Source organism: Candidatus Wallbacteria bacterium (genome assembly GCA_028687545.1).
Lineage (GTDB): Bacteria > Muiribacteriota > JAQTZZ01 > JAQTZZ01 > JAQTZZ01 > JAQTZZ01.
In genome coordinates this window covers 128,291-150,103 of record JAQTZZ010000006.1, presented here as the reverse complement: position 1 = coordinate 150,103, position 21,813 = coordinate 128,291, and the positions used below count along the sequence as shown (strand labels likewise).

23 protein-coding genes and 2 pseudogenes are annotated in these 21,813 nt (G+C 45.7%); 1 reads left to right on the top strand and 24 read right to left on the bottom strand.

Annotated elements, in window-relative coordinates:
- The 12 genes and pseudogenes from PHW04_04800 to efp form a co-directional block, all read right to left on the bottom strand.
- Nucleotides 1-223: pseudogene (locus PHW04_04800) on the bottom strand (hypothetical protein).
- Between the two features lie 585 nt (nucleotides 224-808).
- Nucleotides 809-1,636 (bottom strand): annotated as a pseudogene (locus tag PHW04_04795) (hypothetical protein).
- Between the two features lie 405 nt (nucleotides 1,637-2,041).
- Nucleotides 2,042-3,223, bottom strand: coding sequence for an acetyl-CoA C-acetyltransferase (locus PHW04_04790; protein ID MDD2715193.1), 1,182 nt, complete (start codon nucleotides 3,221-3,223; stop codon nucleotides 2,042-2,044).
- A gap of 186 nt (nucleotides 3,224-3,409) precedes the next feature.
- Nucleotides 3,410-3,592 (bottom strand): hypothetical protein, encoded by a 183-nt coding sequence (locus tag PHW04_04785; protein ID MDD2715192.1) that lies wholly within the window; start codon nucleotides 3,590-3,592, stop codon nucleotides 3,410-3,412.
- On the bottom strand, nucleotides 3,576-4,046 hold the full coding sequence (locus PHW04_04780) for a PIN domain protein (GenBank protein ID MDD2715191.1): 471 nt from the start codon (nucleotides 4,044-4,046) through the stop codon (nucleotides 3,576-3,578). The genes PHW04_04785 and PHW04_04780 overlap by 17 nt, the downstream gene beginning before the upstream one ends.
- A 1,023-nt stretch (nucleotides 4,047-5,069) precedes the next feature.
- Entirely contained in the window at nucleotides 5,070-6,293 is a 1,224-nt protein-coding gene (locus PHW04_04775; GenBank protein MDD2715190.1) for an ATPase, T2SS/T4P/T4SS family, read from the bottom strand.
- Nucleotides 6,294-6,329: 36 nt separating this feature from the next.
- Nucleotides 6,330-8,198, bottom strand: coding sequence for a 1-deoxy-D-xylulose-5-phosphate synthase (dxs, locus tag PHW04_04770; protein ID MDD2715189.1), 1,869 nt, complete (start codon nucleotides 8,196-8,198; stop codon nucleotides 6,330-6,332).
- On the bottom strand, nucleotides 8,195-8,677 hold the full coding sequence (ispF, locus tag PHW04_04765) for a 2-C-methyl-D-erythritol 2,4-cyclodiphosphate synthase (protein ID MDD2715188.1): 483 nt from the start codon (nucleotides 8,675-8,677) through the stop codon (nucleotides 8,195-8,197). The genes dxs and ispF overlap by 4 nt, the downstream gene beginning before the upstream one ends.
- Complete coding sequence (locus PHW04_04760) at nucleotides 8,677-9,555, bottom strand: polyprenyl synthetase family protein (protein MDD2715187.1); 879 nt, start codon at nucleotides 9,553-9,555, stop codon at nucleotides 8,677-8,679. The genes ispF and PHW04_04760 overlap by 1 nt, the downstream gene beginning before the upstream one ends.
- Nucleotides 9,542-9,763, bottom strand: a complete 222-nt coding sequence (gene xseB, locus PHW04_04755) for an exodeoxyribonuclease VII small subunit (protein ID MDD2715186.1) — start codon at nucleotides 9,761-9,763, stop codon at nucleotides 9,542-9,544. Before xseB ends, PHW04_04760 begins: the two co-directional genes overlap by 14 nt.
- Complete coding sequence (gene xseA / locus PHW04_04750; GenBank protein ID MDD2715185.1) at nucleotides 9,760-11,112, bottom strand: exodeoxyribonuclease VII large subunit; 1,353 nt, start codon at nucleotides 11,110-11,112, stop codon at nucleotides 9,760-9,762. The genes xseB and xseA overlap by 4 nt, the downstream gene beginning before the upstream one ends.
- Complete coding sequence (gene efp / locus PHW04_04745) at nucleotides 11,075-11,635, bottom strand: elongation factor P (protein MDD2715184.1); 561 nt, start codon at nucleotides 11,633-11,635, stop codon at nucleotides 11,075-11,077. The genes xseA and efp overlap by 38 nt, the downstream gene beginning before the upstream one ends.
- A 134-nt stretch (nucleotides 11,636-11,769) precedes the next feature.
- On the opposite strand from efp, the gene PHW04_04740 reads away from it, so the two are divergent.
- Nucleotides 11,770-12,411 carry a hypothetical protein gene (locus PHW04_04740; protein ID MDD2715183.1) on the top strand — a complete coding sequence of 214 codons (642 nt, stop codon included), beginning with the start codon at nucleotides 11,770-11,772 and terminating at the stop codon, nucleotides 12,409-12,411.
- 174 nt (nucleotides 12,412-12,585) lie between these two features.
- Here the strand turns inward: PHW04_04740 and PHW04_04735 are convergent, their stop codons facing one another.
- From PHW04_04735 to PHW04_04680, 12 genes are all read right to left on the bottom strand, one after another.
- A complete protein-coding gene (locus PHW04_04735) occupies nucleotides 12,586-13,890 on the bottom strand; it encodes a hypothetical protein (GenBank protein MDD2715182.1) in 1,305 nt (434 codons plus the stop codon).
- Between the two features lie 4 nt (nucleotides 13,891-13,894).
- Nucleotides 13,895-14,365, bottom strand: a complete 471-nt coding sequence (locus PHW04_04730; protein ID MDD2715181.1) for a hypothetical protein — start codon at nucleotides 14,363-14,365, stop codon at nucleotides 13,895-13,897.
- Between the two features lie 17 nt (nucleotides 14,366-14,382).
- The gene (locus tag PHW04_04725) at nucleotides 14,383-15,510 is read right to left on the bottom strand and encodes a tetratricopeptide repeat protein (protein MDD2715180.1); all 1,128 of its coding nucleotides are present in this window, start codon (nucleotides 15,508-15,510) and stop codon (nucleotides 14,383-14,385) included.
- A gap of 310 nt (nucleotides 15,511-15,820) precedes the next feature.
- On the bottom strand, nucleotides 15,821-16,039 hold the full coding sequence (locus PHW04_04720; GenBank protein MDD2715179.1) for a nucleotidyltransferase domain-containing protein: 219 nt from the start codon (nucleotides 16,037-16,039) through the stop codon (nucleotides 15,821-15,823).
- Between the two features lie 204 nt (nucleotides 16,040-16,243).
- Nucleotides 16,244-17,134, bottom strand: a complete 891-nt coding sequence (locus PHW04_04715; GenBank protein MDD2715178.1) for a J domain-containing protein — start codon at nucleotides 17,132-17,134, stop codon at nucleotides 16,244-16,246.
- Nucleotides 17,135-17,204: 70 nt separating this feature from the next.
- A complete protein-coding gene (locus tag PHW04_04710) occupies nucleotides 17,205-17,912 on the bottom strand; it encodes a hypothetical protein (GenBank protein MDD2715177.1) in 708 nt (235 codons plus the stop codon).
- A 2-nt stretch (nucleotides 17,913-17,914) separates the two neighbouring features.
- A complete protein-coding gene (locus PHW04_04705) occupies nucleotides 17,915-18,508 on the bottom strand; it encodes a hypothetical protein (GenBank protein MDD2715176.1) in 594 nt (197 codons plus the stop codon).
- A gap of 116 nt (nucleotides 18,509-18,624) precedes the next feature.
- Nucleotides 18,625-19,230 (bottom strand): hypothetical protein, encoded by a 606-nt coding sequence (locus tag PHW04_04700; GenBank protein ID MDD2715175.1) that lies wholly within the window; start codon nucleotides 19,228-19,230, stop codon nucleotides 18,625-18,627.
- A 160-nt stretch (nucleotides 19,231-19,390) separates the two neighbouring features.
- Nucleotides 19,391-20,140 carry an RDD family protein gene (locus PHW04_04695; protein ID MDD2715174.1) on the bottom strand — a complete coding sequence of 250 codons (750 nt, stop codon included), beginning with the start codon at nucleotides 20,138-20,140 and terminating at the stop codon, nucleotides 19,391-19,393.
- A 59-nt stretch (nucleotides 20,141-20,199) separates the two neighbouring features.
- Nucleotides 20,200-20,931: a hypothetical protein gene (locus tag PHW04_04690; protein ID MDD2715173.1), complete on the bottom strand. Its 732-nt coding sequence runs from the start codon at nucleotides 20,929-20,931 to the stop codon at nucleotides 20,200-20,202.
- 210 nt (nucleotides 20,932-21,141) lie between these two features.
- Nucleotides 21,142-21,441 (bottom strand): type II toxin-antitoxin system RelE/ParE family toxin, encoded by a 300-nt coding sequence (locus PHW04_04685; protein ID MDD2715172.1) that lies wholly within the window; start codon nucleotides 21,439-21,441, stop codon nucleotides 21,142-21,144.
- The gene (locus PHW04_04680) at nucleotides 21,438-21,662 is read right to left on the bottom strand and encodes an addiction module protein (protein MDD2715171.1); all 225 of its coding nucleotides are present in this window, start codon (nucleotides 21,660-21,662) and stop codon (nucleotides 21,438-21,440) included. The genes PHW04_04685 and PHW04_04680 overlap by 4 nt, the downstream gene beginning before the upstream one ends.
- Nucleotides 21,663-21,813 lie beyond the last annotated feature (151 nt).

Genomic DNA, 21,813 nt, shown 5'->3' with positions numbered 1-21,813 from the left:
GGCTTGGAATTGATCAGAGCCTGAGGAGTGATGCCTGAAGGATCCTGGATCGTCATTCTTTCCTTGATCTCGCGCTCCATCTTCATCAGGGCGATCCTGAAATGATTCTGCAGCTGCTCTCCCACATCCTGACACGGCGGTTTCCAAGATGATCAATATCGTCCTCATTACCAATGCCGTTGGCAAATTCAAGCAGATAACGGATGGTTCCAACAATGTCATCCACTGTGATCAGACGACCTTTTTTCACAATTATCTTTCTGATATCCATGTTCTTGATCGCAGCCCAGATGGAAAAATTGATCTCTTCACCCACCTTGGCAATGACCCTGGATCCTTTCTTGATTTCATTGTGTACGATTCGTCCAAGCACACGCTTGCGATTCAAATCTTCATTGTCCATGTTGTACAGTTCAACTTCACCATACCAGCGGTTGAGTTCGGTGAGGTCCACAACCTTCGGTTCGCCGTCCTCGTTGCGCTTGACGATGAATTTGCGGTCTATGAGAGAACTGAACTGTTCAATCACTTCTGTATTGACAGGAGTACCGACAGCCAGCACAGTCTTTCCCATCTTCACTTCTTCAACCAGATACAGAAGATCCCGGATTTTCAATTCTTCGAAATCCTGCTCGTTGTAAATTACGAATTCCTCGCCGTCGTCGTTGACAACTTTGATCATGTCGACGCCGGTATCTTCGATCAGTTCGGAGGTTCGGGTGTTGATGTTTTCGCCCGGTTCCACCAGAATCTCATTGGTATCGGCCTTGATGATTGTCTGAGCTGCCTTACGGCGGACGATCCTGGAACGCATCCGCAGCTTATTGTTCAGCTTATACCTTCCCACATCGGAAAGATCATACCTTCTGGGATTGAACAAAAGCTGCTGCAGATGATTTTCGGCGTTTTCCACAGTGAACGGCTCGCCCGGCCGCTGCCTGGAATAAATTTCCTTCAGGGCTTCTTCGTATGTGGCCGCTTTATCGTTTACCAGTGTGTTTTTAATATAGGGATTGGCACTGAACCGTTCCAGGATAGTGTCATCCTTGAGAAATCCCAGGGAACGCAGAAACGCGGAGATGTAGACCTTGCGTTTGCGGTCCAGCCTGATATAGATTGAATCCTTGATCAGGTCCAGTTCGATTTCCACCCAGGCGCCCCTGCCAGGAATTATCCTTGCATCATAGATTTTTTTTATCCGGTCATAGCCGAAATACACACCCGGGGAGCGATGCAGCTGATTCACCACGACACGTTCAGCGCCGTTGAATACGTATGTCCCGCTGGTGGTCATCAGGGGAAGGTTACAGAGGAATACTTCCTGCTCTTTAACTTCTCCGGTATTTTTATTGATCAGTTTCACCTTCAGATTCAAGGGGATGCTGAATGTCTGGTCAAGCTTGCGGCAGTCCTCAGGAAGATATTTCACCCGGTAGGGCCGGCCATACAGGTTGAAAATCTGACATTTTCGTTCACGATAGTGGCATTTGAAAAATCTGCAGTTCTCTTCAGGGCTTTTCTTGAGTCCCGGACATTTTTTGCATCGGCCCAGTCCCAGGTTGTACTCCACGTAATCCAGCACCAGGTTTCCGGAAAAATCCTGGATCGGAAAAATCTCCAGGAAAACCTCGTGCATGCCCTGCCGCCTGCGTTCGTTCGTTTCACGTTCGGGCTGAAGAAACCAGTAATAAGAACTGAGCTGAACGTCGATCAGATTCGGGACGTCGAGCTTCTGGGGCAGCTTTTGAAAGCTGATTTTGTCGCGATTACCCACCCTGATGATTTTAGGCATCAATTCCCCCTTTAATTTATTTTATGAGAATCTTGAAAATTAAAATTCTGTAAATGCCTCTTAAGTAATGATATTTTGAATGAAACTGAACTGTCGGGAGAAGAAAAGAAAATAATGAAGAATTCTGTAATAATTTCCCCATACTTCTTAAGGTGTAAATAATGTATGTCAGGGTATATCTGAAGTCAATAAAAAAATAAATTACCACTCACCAATCCGGTGAGTCGGGATGAACTGAAAAAGTCGATCTCAGGCAGCTTCTACTGCCACAGCAATTCCCATGCCTCCGCCGATGCAGAGAGTAGCCAGGCCTTTCCGCAGATTTCTCTTTTTCATCTCGTAGAGCAGGGTCACCAGGATCCTGTCGCCTGAAGCTCCGATCGGATGCCCGAGGGCTATTGCCCCGCCGTTCACATTGACTCTGGATATGTCCCAGCCGAGGTCGCGGCCGACGGCAATCGACTGCACCGCAAAGGCTTCATTGGCTTCGATCAGCTCAAGGTCGGAAATTTTCCAGCCCGCTCTGTCCAGAGTGGCGCGTACCGCTCCCACGGGTCCAAGCCCCATCACCGAAGGATCGACTCCGCTGTAGGCATAGGCGACGATCCTGGCCATGGGCTTGAGATTGTTCTTTTTCAGATAATTCTCGGAACAGACTGCCACAGCCGCTGCTCCGTCATTGATTCCTGAAGCGTTGGCTGCGGTGACTGTGCCGTCTTTCTTGAAAGCAGGCTTCAATTTGGCAAGCCCCTCGACAGTGCAGCCGAATCTGGGGAATTCGTCTTGGCTGAACTGGATCGGGTCGCCCTTTTTCTGGGGTATGGCGACAGCTACTATTTCATCCTGGTATCTGCCGGCCTTGATGGCTGCCTCGGCCTTATTCTGGGAAGCGCAGGCGAATGCATCCTGCTCCTGTCTGGTTATTTTATATTTTTCAGCGATGTTTTCCGCAGTGATGCCCATGTGGTAATTGTTGAAAACATCGGTCAGTCCGTCCATGATCATCGAATCCTGGATGGTCTGATGCCCCATCTTGGCGCCGAAGCGGTTGGTGGTGAGGTAATAGGGGGAATTGCTCATGCTCTCAGTGCCGCCGGCAATGATCAGCTCAGCGTCCCCAGCCTTGACCGCCTGGGCAGCCATGGCCACTGATCTCAGCCCTGAACCGCAGAGCATGTTGATGGTCATGGCTGTCTTTTCCACCGGTATTCCTGCGCCTATCTGCACCTGCCTGGCCACGTTCTGCCCAAGTGAGGCCTGGAGAATGCAGCCCATCAGCACTTCGTCCACATCAGCCGGGTTGAGGTTTCCCCGCTTCAGGGCTTCCTTTGCGGCGATGGTGCCGAGCTGAACCGCGCTGAAGCCGGCAAGGGATCCGCCGAAATTCCCGATCGCAGTTCTGACTGCTGAGACTATATAAGCGTTGTTCACAAATCCTCCCTGGAATTTTTTTATTGAGATGATTATTTCAAACAATCCGCCGGTCTGTCAATTTATGGAAGGCACCAAAGGACCAAGGTGCTTAGTTATATCCTTATGCAATTTTTCTCGTCCACATTTGAGCTGAAATCGGAAGTTCGAATAAAGTCAGCTTTTCTCCCATTCCCGGTTTCTCCATTAAGCGGCACGGATAGGTTTCTTGGATTCCAGGTGATTGATAATATCCTTGAATCCAGGATCAGATTCCAAAATTTCGCGGGTTTTGCGGCACTTTTCGGCCCATGTCAACCCACTGTCTTCGCGATCAATTTCTTCCCGTCGTTTTCTCATCCATTCAACAGCGTCAAATGTCTTTTTCATCGCACAGAACCTCCCTGGGAGAACGGATTTCCATCAAACCATAGCCTTGCTGCAAATTCACGGCATTGAACATGCGTATCCTGCCGAGATTGACTATATGCTTGAAATTCCAGCTGACTAACACATCCACTTTCCCGATCGTTGCTAGAGCTATATGCAATGCATCTGCACGACTACCGGGACCGACAACTCCATGTTTGAGGTATTCATCAGCCAATGCATCGGCATCAGGACTGTCCGGCAGCACAAATTGGTATTGTGAAGGAATCTCGAGCAGCAGCACCCGGACTTTTTCAGGTGCACCCTGTAATTCCCTCAATGTATGCTCAGAGAGAACCTGGATCATTTCTCCCTTAATGAATTTATCCCATAATTTCCTGCTGAAGAGCGCGAATTCATCGTCAACGCACCCTCCAATCACTGAGGCATCAACATACACTTGAAGCAGTTTCATATCACACCTCTACAAGCATTATTATACCCTATTTCCCACCGCCGGTTTCAATCAATCCCTCTTTCCCGCTCAACCCCGGCTATTTCATACTTCGAATGTCAATGTTGAGATACGGTCTCGGCTACACTGCGGTCTCGGCTACACTGGTCTCAGCTACACTTTCATGTCCATTTTTAATAATCACTCTTTACTTTTTTGTATCAGCGCACCACCCCGAGATAAGCATATAGCAAAAATGATTACGGAAACAATCAAACCAGGAAAATACAAGAAATTTAAATCGCCTTGAAAGATGAAAAAACCGCGCGTACCAGCTAATAAAATCAACAACCCAATGAACTGAATCCCTTGCCCTTTACTCTTCAGTTGTAAATCGGACATAGTTGTTTCCTTCTGGAGAAAATAGCGCTCGTTTAGTCTTTGATAATTTTCTCAGCATCTTCATAAATTCACTTGATCTTATTGCCATAATAATCACTTATTACCCAACTTTCAATCGTGTTCAACATTGCTGAACTTCATGTTTCAGTGTTACCCAAAGATAGTCCAGGCGCTTTCAGTCCCAGCATAAACCCATCTTTTCACATGTCATAAATAGATAGATTCCAGCTTGCGCTGGAATGACGGGAGGTAATTCTCTGATTGTTGAAACCTTTCTTAGCCGCTCCTGGATGTGGCGGGGTTGAGAGGGTTGCTCCAGACCTTGGGTAAAGACGCGTAGACCTTCTTAGTCAGGTTATCCATTCTGTTTTCAAATATATGGTAAAAACATTTTGTGAGAGAAGTAGAATCCATTTACTCCCCGCCGGGGAGTTCAGAGGGGCGGAGTCGCTCTGATGGAAGGGTTCGCCAAGGGAAGGTGAAATCTTCCCTTGGCCTATGTTGCGTGGAGGCGAAGCCTCCAATAGGGCTCAATTCGATGCAAGAGCTTTCGCATTCAGATGGGGTCAGGTCGATTTTGGGGCTGGCTTTGGGTGAACGACCAGACCCCATCTAGCCGCGACATGTCCCCAACTTCCCACATCACCCCAGCCGGGGGCCTTTTTTCTGATCCTCGAAGTTGGTGACAAAGAAGCGGGAGAACTCTTCCAGGATACGTTGTGCAGCTTTATTTCCGCTTTCCTGGAGTTTTCTCAGTTCTGTTTCAGCCCGCTTTCTGGTTTCAACATTGGCGTCATAAAGCTGCTTTTCAAGTGCCGTGATATCTCCGGTGCTCCTCGCCACATCCTCGCTGACCTCTCCGCTCTTCGGCACATCCATCTGTCCTGCTTCTATGAATTTCCTCATGCTGTCTTCAAAAGTCAGCTGGCCCTCCTTGGCTCCGCCTTTCATCACTGTCGGCAGCATGAACAGCTTATCTTCCAGCAGAAGTTTCATGATGTTCTGGTTGACCTGAAGAATCTCGCGCAGAAACAGCGGCTTCTTTTCCTTGCTGTACATCAGCTTCTGGGAAATTACCAGTTTAAGCGAACCGGCCATCAGTGTCAGAATCTGCTTGCGCTGAAAATCAGCGAACTGGTGCAGAATATACTCCAGGCCTTGAATGCAGTTCACCATGTCCAGTGTCACTATCACAAGGTGCTGAGTCATGCCAAGTTTCAGAATCGGAAGCCAGAGATTGGGCTCTTCCATGTCATTGATGCAGATCACTTCCGGATTCTGATGCTGGATCACTTCCAGGGCCTCGGAGAAAGACTCCACATCCTTGCCGATTTCGCGCTGTATCACAAGTCCCTTGCCATTCTGGTAAATATATTCGATTGGTTTTTCCAGCGAAATTATCACGCATCTGCGATTCTGGTTGATGCGGTCGATGATGCTGCCGAACAATGTGCTCTTTCCGCTTCCCCCCGGGCCATTCAGGATGATCAGCCCTTCGCCCTTGTCGATCGTTGAGAGCACACTTTCAGGAACTCCCATTTCCTCAAGTGAGGGAACTTTCCTTTTGATCGGCCTGAAGATCATGGTAAAGCCCTTATCCATGGAAAAGAGATTCAGCCGGAATCTGCCGACTTCAGGAATGTCAACTGTCCTGTCCTGATCTTTTTTTTCAGCCAGGTAATCGCCGATCCTGTCGGCTCCCACGATTTTTTCCAGGATTTTCTTCTGGGTGTCTTCCTTTAGCGTCTCTCCGGTAAGGGGCTTGATTTCGCCACTGATTTTCACGAAAATCGGGGCTCCTGTACTGAAAATGATCTCGGTCGCGTTCTGGTCAAGACCCATCTTAAACAGACTGCTCAGTTCCATGAATCCCCCATGCTTTTGATATACATATCAGCATTACTATTCTTCAATGAACTTCCGGATGCTTTTTTCTATCCCTTCAGCATCCAGACCCAGTTCATGCAGCAGTTCTTCAACTGTCCCGTGCTGGACAAATTCGTCAGGTACGCCAAGCGTCAGCATATCGGCCTTCAATCCGTGCCTGGCCATCAATTCAAGCACTGCGCTTCCCAGTCCACCGATTATAGTGTTTTCTTCAACAGTAATCACTTTCTGATGTTTTCGAATTTCAGAGAGCAGCAAATCCTCGTCAATAGGCTTCAGAAAGATCGGATTCAGCAATGTGCCGTATTTGCCGCCTGCAGTAAGGCTTGCGACTGCCTGCTGGGCATTTTCCACCATCCTTCCCAGCGCGATTACCAGGAAATCACTTCCTGCGACAACGATTTCTCCACGGCCGACAGGCAGAATCTCACTCGACGTATCCAGTTCTCTGATTCCAGCGCTGCCCCGGGGATAGCGGATGGCAAAAGGCTTTTCGGTAGATCCGACGGCAGTATAGAGAAGATTTTTCAGCTGCGTGGCATTGCGGGGGACTGCAATCACAAGCCCAGGCACGGTTCTTAAAAAGCTCAGATCAAAAGTCCCGTGATGAGTCGGACCATCCTGTCCGACAAGACCGCCCCTGTCCAGAGCGAATATCACAGGGAGCTTCTGCAGGGCGACATCGTGGATGATCTGATCATAAGACCGCTGGATGAAACTGGTATAGATCGCCACTACAGGTCTGAATCCTTCTCTGGCTAGGCCTGCGGCAAAAGTCACGGCATGCTGTTCGCAGATGCCCACATCAAAATACCGGTCAGGGAACTTTTCCCTGAATTCGGAAAGGCCGGTACCGAGCGGCATGGCTGCGGTGATTGCCAGTACCTTCGGATTCTGCTCGGCAATCCGCACGATCGTCCGTCCAAAAACCGAAGTGTATGAAAGGTCTTCGCCTGACAGCAACTTTCCAGAAGCAATGTCGAACCTCCCGACTCCATGAAAGATCTCGGGATTGTTCTCAGCTACCTTGTATCCTTTGCCTTTGATGGTATTTACATGCAGAAGCACCGGGAAATGTGCCTTCCTGATCCAGCGGACAGCGGAAATCAACTGCCTGAGGTCATGGCCATCAATCGGCCCGTAATACTTGAATCCCAGCTCTTCAAAAAAGGCTCCAGGCACCACGACGTGTTTCAGCTGATTCTTGACGTCCTTCAAGCGCTGCACCATGCTCTTTCCGATAGGCGGCAGATAGTTGAACAGGTAATCCATATCATCTTTGAAGCGCCGGTATGCCGGATCATTCCTGATTTTCAGCAGATAGCTGGAAAGCGCGCCTACATTGGGAGCTATCGACATCTCGTTGTCATTCAATACTACCAGGAGATTTTTCTTCAGGTGACCTGCATGATTCATGGCTTCAAAAGCAAGGCCTGCTGTCAGCGAACCGTCACCGATTACAGCAATCACGTGATGGTCTTCGTGGTTAAGATCCCTGGCTACAGTGATTCCGAGTGCCGCTGAAATCGAAGTTGAGCTGTGCCCGGCTCCGAAAATGTCGTGAGCTGATTCCGCGGGCTTGAGAAAGCCGCTCAACCCGCCGTAAGTCCTTAGCGAACTGAATCTTTCCACCCTTCCGGTGAGCAGTTTGTGGGCATATGCCTGATGCCCGACATCCCAGATGATCCTGTCCCTTGGACTTTCAAAAACATAGTGCAGGGCGATGGCCAGTTCCACGCATCCCAGGCTGGGAGCAAGGTGACCGCCGTTGTTGGCCACTGTCTCGAGGATTTTCTGCCTGATTTCGAAAGCCAGCTGCTCCAGTTCCGGAAGCTTTAATTTACGGATGTCATCAGGTGATTTTATTTCCTGCAGAAGGTTCATTTTCCATCTCCGGTTGAAAGAAGGGCAACCGCATATGCTTTGATGCCTGAAAGCGACCCGGTGAACCCCAGTCCCTCTTCCTTTTTCGCCTTGACTGAAACACAATCAAGAGGGATTTTCAGGATCACCGAAAGATTGCTCCTCATCTGGTCAAAATATTGAGCCAGCTTAGGCTGCTCGGCAACAATCACAGAGTCGACATTGACAATTCCTAATCCCTGTTTCTCGAGCAATGTCACAGTACTGGAAAGCAGCACAATGCTGTCGATTCCTTTATAGGCCGGGTCTGTGTCCGGAAAATGTTCCCCGATGTTGCCCTGGCAGGCGGCCCCGAGCAGCGCGTCGATCAAAGCATGGATAAGCACATCGGCATCCGAATGACCGGAAAGGCCAAGCCTGAAAGGGATCTTCACCCCGCCCAGAATCAAGTCTCTTCCTTCAATCAGAGGATGCACATCATATCCGAATCCGATCCGCATCATTTTCTCCGTTCACAGATGAATCTGATCAGTTCCTGAAATATTCCCTTCCTGAACCGATCATCAGCCCTGATTTCCGAGAGGATTTCCAGGGCTTCGTCCCTTACGGCTCCAGCCATTTTTCTGCTCCGGCCAAGCCCGTACATCGAGACGAAATTGGCCTTATCATGGCAGCTGCCGGGTTTTTTTCCGGCGTCAGTCGCTGCATCAAGGATATCGTCGGTGACTTGAAACAGCAAACCGATTTTTTCGCCGAGTAGAGCAAGCAGGTCCAACTGACCGGGATCAGCGCCGGATATGATACCGGCAATTGAAAGCGGTGCGGTCAACAGGGCTCCGGTTTTTAACAGGTGCATTTCAAGCAGTGCTTTCCGGGAAATCCTGCGGTCTGCAGATCGAATGTCCAGGACCTGTCCACCCACCATGCCGCGGGTTGAGGCAGAAACGGCGATCTCTCTCAACACCGGCCGCAGATGTTTTACCGGAAACCCGGACAAAAGGACAAAAGCCTCTGTTAAAAGAGCGTCACCGGCCAGGATCGCCAGTGCTTCGCCAAAAACCTTATGGCAGGATGGCTTACCCCGCCTGAAATCGTCGTTGTCCATGGACGGCAGATCGTCATGAATCAGGGAATAGGTGTGGATCAGCTCAAGAGCACAGGCGGGCAGCCGGACTTTATCGGCTCCGGCTCCAAGCATTTCCGCGGTCAGGATCAGGAGCAGCGGCCTGATCCTTTTCCCTCCTGAAAACACGGAGTATCTCATGGCGCGATGGATTTCCACTGGTGCAGTTTTCTGGGACGGCAGCAGTTCGTCCAGCCATTTGTCGACCGTGTTCACGGTTTCCCGGAAATAAAGTTCCAGGTTATTTTTCTTCAATCACGATCTCGCCTTCCCGCTCCAGCACCTGATTCACTTTGAGCTCAACTTCTTTGAGCTTCTGTTGCAGACTTTTGTAAAGCTTGATCCCTTCCTGAAATGTCTCGATCATTTCCTCTATCTCGTACTCTTCCTTCTCCATCTTGTCCACAATCTCTTCAAGCCTTTTCAATCCTTCGCTGAATTTAAGCTTTCGTTCTTCACTCATGACAGGACCTCCGCTTCCTTTTTTCCATCGCTGAACTTGATCCCGATTTTATCGCCGGCTGCTATTCCGGCAGCCCTTTTGACAGGTTTTCCATCCTTCATAATCACAGCGTAACCTCTCTTCAAAACATTGTCCGGATTCAGCAGCGAAAGTTTGTCATGTTCAAACTCCAGTCGCTGATTCAATAACTTCAATCTGTTTTCAGGATATCTTTTGAGCAGCATGAGGCAATTTTCAAGCTGGCTGCGTTGTCTGAGAAAGGAGAGTTGAAATACCTTCGGCCAGCGGCAGGGAGAGAGAAGCAAAAGTCTGGATTCGATCCGGTGGAAAGCCTGCTGAACACCAGGAACAGCGGCAGTGAAACGCTCCAGAACTCTAAAATGGCGGTGCAGCCGTCCCTGGATATCCTGCTTCAGCCTGAGTTCCATGTTATCAAGCCATTGCTGCCTGTCGGTTATGGTTCTCACGATCTTCCGGCAGATCTTTTCCCGATCTCCTCGGATCGTCTTCTCAAGCTCATCCCTGTGTCTGACGGCCAGTTCGGCAGCCTGTGTCGGTGTAGCTGCACGGACATCCGCCACAAAATCCACCAGAGTGAAGTCCACTTCATGCCCTACAGCGCTCACGACCGGGCAGGCCGAGCTGAAAACAGACTCGACCACAGGCATTTCATTGAAACACCAGAGATCTTCCAGGGAACCTCCGCCTCTGGCGACTATGATCAGGTCCAGTTGATGAATTCTGTTCAGGAGACGAATCGCTCCAGCGATCTCGGCTGCAGCGCCATCCCCCTGGACCCTGGAATCTGCAATAAAAACCTGAAGCCCGAATGCCTTACCCCGGAAAACTTTAAGCATGTCCTGCAGGGCGGCTCCCCCTTTGGCAGTGACAATCCCGATCCGCGAGGGGAATTCAGGCAGCGCTCGTTTACGTTCAGCCGCGAAATAGCCTTTTCTCTCAAGCTCTTCCTTCAATTTCTGAAGCTTGAGCAGGATATTTCCTCTGCCGAAATCAAGCAGCTCTTTCACATAAACCTGGTATTCTCCCCTTTTTTCAAAAACCCCCAGTTCACCCCGCACAATTACCCTTGCGCCTTCGTTTAGAAAACTGTAGGTTTCCCGCTGCTGCCCCCTGAAAAAGACACAGCGGATCAGGGCGTTTTCATCTTTCAGACTGAAATAGATATGTCCTGAACCGTGGCGGGTCAGGCCTGTAACTTCGCCTGCGACAGACAGACGGGATAGGAAAGGATTGGAGCCAATCAGCCCCTTCAGATAAGCAGTGATTTCGGTGACTGATAGAAATCCGTGCTCAGCCTCTGCCGATGTATTCTCGCGTCCTGGTATCAATGCGGATCTTTTCTCCCTGGTTGATAAAGAGAGGGACTCCTATTTCATAACCAGTGACCAGCTTGGCTTTTTTCATCACATTGTTCACTGTGTCGCCCTTGACCGCTGGTTCGCATTCCACAACAACCATATAAATAAAATTGGGCAGTTCGATCCCGATCGGAGTGTTCTCGTTGTACATTTTGACATAGCATTCCATGTTTTCAAGCAGCAGATCCTTGGCATCCCCGATAAATTCCGGGGAAAGATGATACTGTTCGTAGGACTGCTGATCCATGAAGCAATATCCTTCGCTATCCTTGTATAAATACTGCATTGCCCGGTCTTCAACGTGTGCATCCTGGAACTTTTCCCCGGCCTTGAAGGTCATATCCCTCACCAGTCCGGTCTTGATGTTCTTCAGTCTGGTCCTGACGAAAGCACCGCCCTTGCCTGGCTTGACATGCTGAAATTCCACGATCACGTAAAGAACGCCTTCCATTTCTATACTCTTGCCGTTCTTGAAATCACTGGTGCTGATCATCTGTCCCCCGTCAGGATTAATTTTTGATAGAATATATCATAACATGTGAAAAATAGTCAAAATCCAAAGGAAATTTGACTATCCTGGAACAAACGACTAAAATGATTTAAATTCAGATGGAGGTCCGCGTTTAAATGCCTGAGATTTTTTTATATATGATCATGGCCCTGCTGGTCATGCTGCTCGTGGCAATCTCGATCAAAAACAAGCAGAACCTTGCCAGGATCGAGGAACAGCTCCTGAAGATCACCACGGAAAACACCAAGATCAAAAATGCACTTTCCAGCCTGGATGAAGTGGATGAGATCAACCAGATCTATACCTTCAAATATTTTCATCATCTCGTGGAACGTGAAATCGAGCGCGCCGAACGTTACAACACTAAATTTTCCCTGCTTTTCATTGAAGCCTTGGGATTGAAGGACATGGACAGCGCTTCCCAGGTCTCTATTTTCCGCAACATCATGGATATCATCAAATCCAATATCCGGCTTGTGGATATCTGCTTCCAGAACGAAATCACCTACACTTATGTTCTGGTACTGATGGAAACAGAACCGGGTCAGGCCAAAAAAATCGCCTCCAGAATTTACAGCTCGATTCTCAAACTTTCTCCCAATGTTCAGAATCTGGTGAACATGGGAGTGGTTTCTTATCCAGTAGATGGAACCTTGAGACGGAATCTGATCGAGAAAAGCAAGATCTGCCTTGAGGAGGCTTCCAAACTTAAGGATCAGCGGATCACAGTCTATTCTGAAATCAGCGGGATGGAATAGGCGAGTAAAGCACTTTCACAAGAACACATGTCATCTGCAAGAAGTTTATATGTTTTTAGGTTGGTAAGTTTGTATGTTGGGATTGGTATCAGATTTTTCTGTAACATGCCAACCTACTAACATACTAACCTACAAACCTCATGCAGTGGTGAATCGATATCATTTAATAATTTCTCAAATTACCAACACGTCAGCAGACGGCGCCAGTGCCTGCAGTTCAGATGCAGTAATTCCAGGAGTCACCACTTTCACCTTTCCCAGTGCATTCAGAATTCCTGAGATTGGACCTGTTGTGATTCCGGGCGGCAGATGCACGATCAGATCAGAGAAATGATCCCTGAGAGCTACCAGCAGTGTGTGAAAAATCGGTGTTTTAAGGATTTCAAAAGATTTTTCCACGCCTGAACCGAGCCTGACAGGAAAATAGAACAGGAGATTCTGACGGGCGAGCTTTTGGAAATCCAGCCTGCCTGGAGCAGCAAGATAATCTTCCAGCGTGAAACTGCCGTCTGACGAAAACTCATGAAAAAGACCTCCCTCGGGATAGAGGTCGATCAAAAGCATTTCCTTGTCCCGGCAATTGATCATGGATAGAAGGGCGGCAGGTTTCGAAACTCCGTGGTTGATAAGAAAAATAATTTCCCGCTGCCTGTCAGGCAACAGAATCCTTGTGCTGAAAATGTAAGGATCAGCCTTTTCGATCAGCCATAGCGCCAGACACCCCATTGCCAGCATCAACAGCAAGGAACCGACGGGAATCCGCCAGGTCACTCTGCAGTCCTCTTTGGCTCTGGAATTCAGAAGTCCAATTCTTTTTTCCAGTACTTTCTCGTACTTGGAGAGTTCCATCAGAGAAGCACTCAGATTCCCGCGCTCCATTGTTAGCGAATTGAGCCTGATCTGAGCTTGTTCAAACTTCGCCGAAAAGTATTCGTCGTGCTCCTGCGGGCTGCTTTCAATTCTGCCTGCCGCAGAAATTGACGCAGCTTCCTCTGTCAGCAGTCTGATCCTGAGGCTTTTCTTTAACACTTCCGGATGCCTTCGTCCGAAATAAACAAGCATCTCAGCTAATTTCAGCTTCTCGTCCTGAATTTCCTGCCTGCATTTTTTCAATTCTGAATCTGCTGATTGCTCCTGTCCTGCATAATCCTGATGGTCTATCAGGAATAAATCGCAGTCCCTGATTTCAGAATTAGAGCGCTCGATTTCCTGATCCATCCTTAAAAGATTCTGTTTGGCAGTCTCCTGCTCCGCTCTGGCCTTGCAAAGGTCAATTTCCAGGATCGGCCGCATTGCCAGGGCATCAGCAACCGCTTTCTTCAGCTCCAGATTTTCCAGCCTGTAGCAGGAGAAATCCTGCAGATACCAGAACAAAGGTGTCTCTGCTCTGCCAATGGTTGTCTTGAAAAGAAGCAGAGCTATGAAAGAAGCAGCCAGCAGAATGAAAATCAATTTTCTCTTGATCAGATATGTTTTCATGAATTCACCAGACAATCACCTGCGAAATTTCAGAGAGCGGAAAATCCGGATTCTGAATGGAAAAACTTTTTCTATCACCGCGGAAATCAACTAACTCCAGTTTTTCGATTTTACCGATCATTTCCTTTCTTAAAAATCGGGTGACTTCGCTCCAGTCGTAAAACAAATACCTTCCGGGTTCAAGCAGCTGTCCCAGAATTTCAATTTCAGCCGGCTTGATCAAACTTACTTCAACTTTCGGAGAGCGATAGATTTCCTCATTCTTGTAAATATCTGCAATCATCGCTTCGGCCTGACTCAGGGTCAAGCCATTCAAATCCAGCCTCCCGCTGATCAGAGGGAGTAGAACCCCTTGATCCTGGTTGATGGTCGTTTCCAGGGTGCGCTCTTCCAGTCCGGAATCAATCCTGATCAAAAGATGCAGACCTTCTGTGAGGGTCACGGCCGAGACATTCCCGATCCAGCAAAACAGCATAAATATCATTAAAAGTTTCATGCCAGTTCCAATAAAATCCGGTTCAGGGTTTTCCGTCCCAGCAGCTTGATTTTCAATGTCTTGGCGATATTTTTCGCCTCAAGGGTGAAACTGCCGCAGCTGACGTATATACCGATTTCAGCATTCTTCCTCCGCATTTCAGCGAGCATCTCATAGACCGCTTCCGGACCGGCACAGGTCATCCAATTCCTCAGGTAGACCAGGACCCTGTGTCGATCGTCTGAATCGGGATGAGCAATGTAATTGATTCCTCTGGGACGCATCTGCTCCTCGTCCACTTGCAGCTTCAAGTGATTCAAAATCCGGCTCCCTGTTTTTTTGAATGTCACGGCATTCTGCCTGGTCAGCTCTCTGACAGTACGGATTTTCCCCATGCTCTGCAGTTCATTTCCGCGCCTCCAGATTTCAAACTGCTGCTGCAGCATGGGAATGTCATATTTACAGGGATGCCCGATTACGGTTTCGAGATTCGGGATTGTCTCGAATTCCGGCACAGCCTGACTTTTCTCGTCTTTCAGAAGATATCCCAGGTAAAGGTGAGCCCTCGGATAATCGGAGCTGCAGTCAATGATCTTCTGGAATTCCCGCCTGGCTTCCTCCCGCCAGTTTTTTTTGCAATAACAAAGCCCGAGATAAAGATGCGCATCCCAGCCTGAGGGTTCGACTTCGACCGCTTTCTGAAACTCCCAGAAGGCTTCATCAAGCATCGATTGTCCTGCAAAAAACATTCCAAGATAAAGATGCGTCCGATACAATGCTCCATCCAGTTCCAGCACTTTTTTGAATTCCAGAAAAGCCTTGTCAAACTGTCTGTTTTTCTGGTAAAGCTCCCCCAGATTCTGGAAAATCGCCACTTGATTCCGGATGTTGTCCGGGTGGATTGACAGAAGCCTGTGATAAGTCTTTCCGGCTTCTTCCACATTGTTCAGGGCTTCGTAAATCCTTGCCAGATAAAGATTGGCTGAAACATGAAACTGGTCAATTTCGATCACTTTGCTGAATTCTGCAAGGCTTCCTTTGTAATCGCTGTGGTTGAACTTTTCCACCCCGTCCAGATAAAAACGTTCGATGCAGTAAATATATTTGAAATAAATAAACAGAATGGAAATTAAAAAAAGCGCCAACGCAAAAAATAAGTAAATCATACCTGACTGTTATCGGCGGAAAATGCCTATACTTGACTGCCAAAACTGGAATCCAGGATTAGATGGGGTCAATCCTTTCCCACTTGTCACAAAATCCGACAACTTAGTCATTGATGCAGAGCAAGTTCCTGACAAAAAAACAGACTTTGGTTGCTGTTTTCAAAAATTCTTCGGTCAATCTCTTCACAGCACCACTCCCTCTTCCATGATTCCGAGAAAGAAAACTCTTTCAGCCTGTACTCGATCTCCTGTGGCGTGCGCACGATGATGTCGAGAGGCCGCTCGATCTTCACTCGGATTCGAGGGCCATGCGGATGGCTGTGGCCTGTTTATATCCTTTCAGGTCAGTATCCATCAACACCAGAATGTCGTAATCTACTTCCCTGCCGGCTCTGCCCTCAGCGGCTGAACCGAAAAGGATGACTTTTTCAGGCTTGAACCTGGTACGGATCACTTCAACGCACTTACGGAGAAAGCTGTCCTTTTTCATCACTGCGGCTGCTGTCATTTTTCCTTCACTTCCGAATCACTGAACAGAATCTTCCCTTAAGTCCCTTACTCTTAAAATTATTTTAACCTCCCAGGAAGTAAACATCTTTCAAGCTGTGATCTTTCCAATCATGTGACCTCCAGACGTCCTTGCATGAATTCCCGTTCGGCTTGCTTTCAACCCTCAAGTTCTTGCAGCTTATCCTTCCAATAAGTCACAAAATCAAACTCCTTCTCTACTTTTCGCATAGTATTTTTCTAGGTAATCATGGGCAGCATTCAATTTCTTCGCCATTTCCTCGGCAACATACAACTCATTTTTATCCCTGCCGGCAAACTTATCAGGGTGATATTGCTGCATTTTTTGGCGGTAGGCACTTTTAATGTCATCAAATGAATTCGGCAACTCATAGAAACCTAAGATTTTTATATATTGATAAATTTCCTGCTTTTGAGGTGAGGCCGATTGAGAATCTTTTTTGTCATTTGCCCTCTGTTGTGAAGATTGTTCATCTTTCCTATTCTGATTTTCTTGAGTGCGATTTTGAAATTCAGGGATATCAAAAGGTTTTTTTATTCCATAATCTGAAGCTATCTTATTTGCGAAACGAAATAAAAATTCTCGTCTGAACTCTGGTTCTATATCATTGAGGCAATTAAGGGGAAACCATATCCTTTTTACTGAGCCATCAGGGTTTTTACCATCTGTAAGTGTTCCATCGAAAAGAAAAATTAATCGTAATACTTCAGAACGAGTAATCATAGTGTCGAGTCTGCCACGTACATATAAAAAGTAAGGCAGCCAGCCATCAATTAACCAGGATGCAATGAATAGATATGTGATAAAAATAATTATCACCGAGACAATGTTGATCCACTGAAATTTACTCTGCTCAATAATTTTTCCGAGTGGGGAAAAAATAATACCCAGAGTAGAGCCAATTCCCATGACTAAAAAAAGAACAAAAAGAGATCTGAAACTCCTTATCAGTTGGTCATCTTTACAACGAATTGGTAATAAAAAACTAAAAATTACAAGTATTATTTTATAAAGCGCGGGCCATCTTTCAATGAAATCCTTTTTTAATGTTGCTCTATAGTCTCGGCTATCCATCTGTTGCTTTCCCTGACTTCTTTGATCTGAAACTTTTGATAGAGGTGTCGGCCTGACATTGATGCTGCCCCTATCGAGTAAACTCCCTCACAATTTGGACTAGATTATCTGTATTAACCTTTAAAATTTTACTTTTTTTATTTGCAAGTAAAAGCTGCTCTCTTCCCCAAGGTTGAGAGAATATTTTGTTGCCATCAACATCCGTAATAATAAAGGCTTGTTGGGCTGATGCCGCTTTCAACAGAGCGAGGTCATCCGTTATTCCTTGAGGATAATACTCCTTCATCTTTTCGTATAGCTGATTGAATCGTTGGGTCGTGAAGTACTGCTTGCGATCCCACGAGGCAAGAACTATTGCGCCAAATTCAATTCTATAGTTAGCATTCAGTTCGAGTTCCTCGATAAAGTCTGCAGCTTCCACTTTAGAAAAATACCGGCCTAATCTTTTAGTAGCAGATTGCATGATACTGCGGAATTTAATTAAAGCATCTTCTGACAAAATCTCCACATCGGTGTGGGAAAGGAAGTCCTGAATTTTCGCACCTTCATCTGCATTAAATTTGATGAGCTCTGTTTGATTATTTTGGTTCGCTGTTGAATTGTCTGTAAGAACAAAGTAAGGCCAAGCAAAGGCTTTCACAGTAGCAACTATCTCTCCCAAGAAAAACCATTTTATAATACCACTTTCTCGAATGTAGACCCAGTTGTAGTAAGGTGCGAATACAAATAAAGAGAAGAAATATGCGCTTATTATAAAAGTAAATATTTTTTTCCCCATATCTATCCTCCAAACTTCTTTGTTCCACCCTGGTTTACGCTCCCAAGTGACTTAGCCGCAAAACACACACCGAAAACAATTAATAGAAAAATACACAGCATACACACTGGAGCATTCCACCAAAGAGGAGAGTTGCAGACTGGGTCCAGTCTGTCCCATTCTCCACCACCATTAATAAATTTGATAATAGTGTAAATATTGATAATCGCCATAGTGATCTTTAGCCCTCCAAGAGCTGCAAACACACGGGAACTATGTGATGGAGCTATTTTCAGTCCGCCGATTATAAAGAAAATCGGAGCATATGCTTGCCATGTCAAATAGTCAAAGCCAGGCTTGAATGTGAGTTGATGGTTTATGACTACCTCGATAATGGTAAAAATAAGCCGTGGGATAAACTCTGAAAATAGCCCCATAATAAAAGCCGCTGGGAGAACCATCACCCAGCGAAACCAAGACGGCAGCCTAGTCAATCTTGGCAAATTGAACAGCTTTAAGGAAGGTATAAGTATCGCACTGGAGACCGCAAAAATTGTTAGACTATAAACAAATACGACCCTAACCCAATCCCAGGTAAACGGCAGATAATTTTCCATTTAAAAGCCTTTCTGAAATTGATGGTCGCGTTCTAACCGCTAACGTCAATTTTCACCGATTGGATTACCAGCTTGAAAAGCTGCTAATACAGATCAGTGGAATGAGTTGTTAATGCTCATTCTTTACTATTTTTAAGCTTCTCTTTTAGTAATTTATTTATACCATCTATGTGCTCATAAAAAGGCAATAATTCCCCTTCTTTAACACTATATTTTTTTAAAGCCTCAATCGGATGAGATTTGGACAAAAATCTCTCCCAAGTTTCAACAAATTTAATTAGAGTAGGAAAATATTTTTTTGTTTCTTCTTCAGCTAACCAGTAATTATTTTCAAAAGTATCTTTCATTTTTCGATAGGAAGGAATTATTTTTTCAGTTAACTGATTATTGTCATATTCGATTAGAGTTGGAATCTTTTCACCTTCCTTGTCACAATATTCATTAGCTTTATCAGGATCTTCAATCTTTTCGGCAACATCGCAAACTTTTTGCCACCATTCTTGAGATGCTTTTCCCCCTTCGACGCGGAATTCACTAAGAATCCCAATTTCTTTCCTAATCCCTGCCAAGGGAGAATACAGTTCTCTTAGTTGTTTTTCATAAAAATCCAGTTTCTTTTGTGTACGATTTTGACGATTTGTAAGCCATGCGCCGATATATACACCCAGTAAACCAGTTATAGCTGCGAAGTTCTCGGAAATTATATGTTTAAGCCAGTCCATGGTTATTATTACCTACCCATTTTATTTACTTATTACTTCCAATTTTTTATGAAGGATAAAGTCTTTTCTTAAATTGGCTCATATCTACCTGGATTTCGCTAAATTAAGCAGGTCATAACTTAGCTACATAGTCAAGCACTTATCTTTTGAACGACTTATGCTATTTCATTTTCACAATGGACCTCCCTATATCGACTAAGATTATATAGCTATAAAAAATAATAATCGCCATTAAGACGCGGCCTGCTCCAACAAGCTTATGACTGACATGGAACCCACCTTCCTTGTCCCATGAAGTGATTCCTTCTTTGGTAAGCTTGTTATAGGCATGATTTATCGTAAACAATGTAATAAGTGGAAATCCAAAGCCTAACCCTCGAATCCATACCCTAAATGCCCTCATAAAAGCTTCTAAGAGGTTTAATTTAGTGCCGTCGATCTTTCTAAGGCGAATGTTGAAAAGAGCTTTACCTGGTGTTGTACCTATAGATGACAACATGCAAGGTTCGATGAAGATATAGAAAAATAACAAAATGAGTCCAAGAAGATTCTCATCGATACTTAGGAGCGTGGGGTAAAATCTTTGAAGAATGAGACCTGAAAGAAAAGAATATAATATCATATCGATTAATCTCGCACTGAAACGTACAAACGGCCTTACTTGTGGACCACTAGGTACATATACACAGAGAGTCGGTGTTTCTTGCGAGACAGTGGTTGGTAAAGGTGGTGGAACAAAAGATACCGGTATAAGGTTATCTATCGTATGCGCTTCCTGCCATTCCTTGAGACCTTCAGACCAAACGAGTGTATTCGCATTTAGAGAACCATTAACAAATAGTTTTTTAAATTCATCTTCAGCAATAGGTCCCTTTTGTTGGCCAGATTCGTGATAATACCAGTATTTCATGATTCACCTATCTGCGTATTTTGGAATTTACAATTAAAATTATTACATGCCATCGTTCATCACGTTCGCAAGACATAGGGCTTTTCTACTATGAAATAATTTTTTTCTGTATTATCCGGAAAAAATATTCGCCAAAAATTTTGCCTATAATCATCGTTCCATAATTTACAGTCGACTCTTTTTTTATCTAAAATTATCTGATGTTTTTCTTTAATCAAAAACAATAGTTCTCGCCCCAAAGCATAAGAAAATTTGACTATATCTTGAGATGACCCCACTGAACTGTAATAAAAATCTCCAGTAGGGTATTTTTCATAGAGTAGAACAGGTTGGGGAAATCTTGATTCAATGTATGCTTTCGCCAAGCAGTCTAATACATCCATTCCAGTAATATCTTTTGTAGAATCTTTACAAGTCCTAATTGGTCTATATTCCCGTTTCAAAAGAAGTGAAATACCACTTGTTGGGTTATCCGAACCAATTTCATTAATTGCCTCTTTTATTTTATGTTCAATTTTTTTTGCAATCTTGTCTATTCTTTTCTTTGCTTCTTCAAAGTTTTCATGTATATAACTTTCGCTTTCCTCAGCAATGGAAAATGCCTTGCATAAAAATTCAACACCCATAGAGCAAAAGAAGGGTTCGAGATTTATCCCAACATCGCTATGAACATCAGTAGTGTCCGCTAAAGCATAACCTATAAAATAAAACTCAAAACTACGAGTCATCCAAGTTTGCACAGCAATTTCTTTTGAAAGATAATTTGGAAGATACGGGGACGCCTTACTCAAATATCTTCTCCTTCTGCCGGTCCGGGATTAATCAACTCCGTCAAGGACTATGGGGCTTTATCTTTTTCATAACAGATTATCCAAGCAACCATAGGTCTTTGATTTCAAACCTTCCCCTCCAGCAGCCTGCTAGCCTTTACTTGTTCGTGCCGCCCTGGTCACCACCTGACTTTTCTTGCCGTGCATATCTGACATCTCGATCCTCTTGCATCACTTGCCCTCCAACAAATCTTCCCAAACTCTAGGTGCTCTTTTCATATGCATCACTGCGATAATCAACAGCTGATCTTCTTTTATCTGATACAAAATGGCATAAGGGAATTTATTCGTCAGGCATCGCCTTGTATGTCTGGAAAAAAGCGGCCAGGCATCTGGAAAAGAGACTATGCGGTCAATCGTGTTGCCAAGCTCAACGGCAAATTCATAACCCAATCCGGCACGCTGCTCGTTGAAATGAACAACCGCTTCGGCGAATTCTTGCTCTGCGCAGGAAAGAAAGTGTACCTTCACAGTCTGTTGATCCGTCCAAATACATTCTTCGCGGAATCTGAGCCGATCTTGCCTGTATCGTGAGCCTCAATACGTGATTCGGCTTCATCTGCCCACAACCGGTCAATTTCCGGATTCTGTTTTTTTTCGAAGCTTTGCAGAAGTTCTTCGATCAATTCCGCGCGTTGGACAGGTTTAAGGTTCAGTGCCTTGGTCAGGATGTTCCGCATTACAGCTGTCATTGCCAAGCCCTCTCATTTCTTCGGAAGTTGTTAACAATATACCATTTTTAGCATTTTCACGCTCAAAGAGAAAAATCTTGAAGACACACTGGGACACCTTGCTTTTCCTTTCATCCCATTTCCAAAACCCCGGCAAGATCTTCGAAACCTT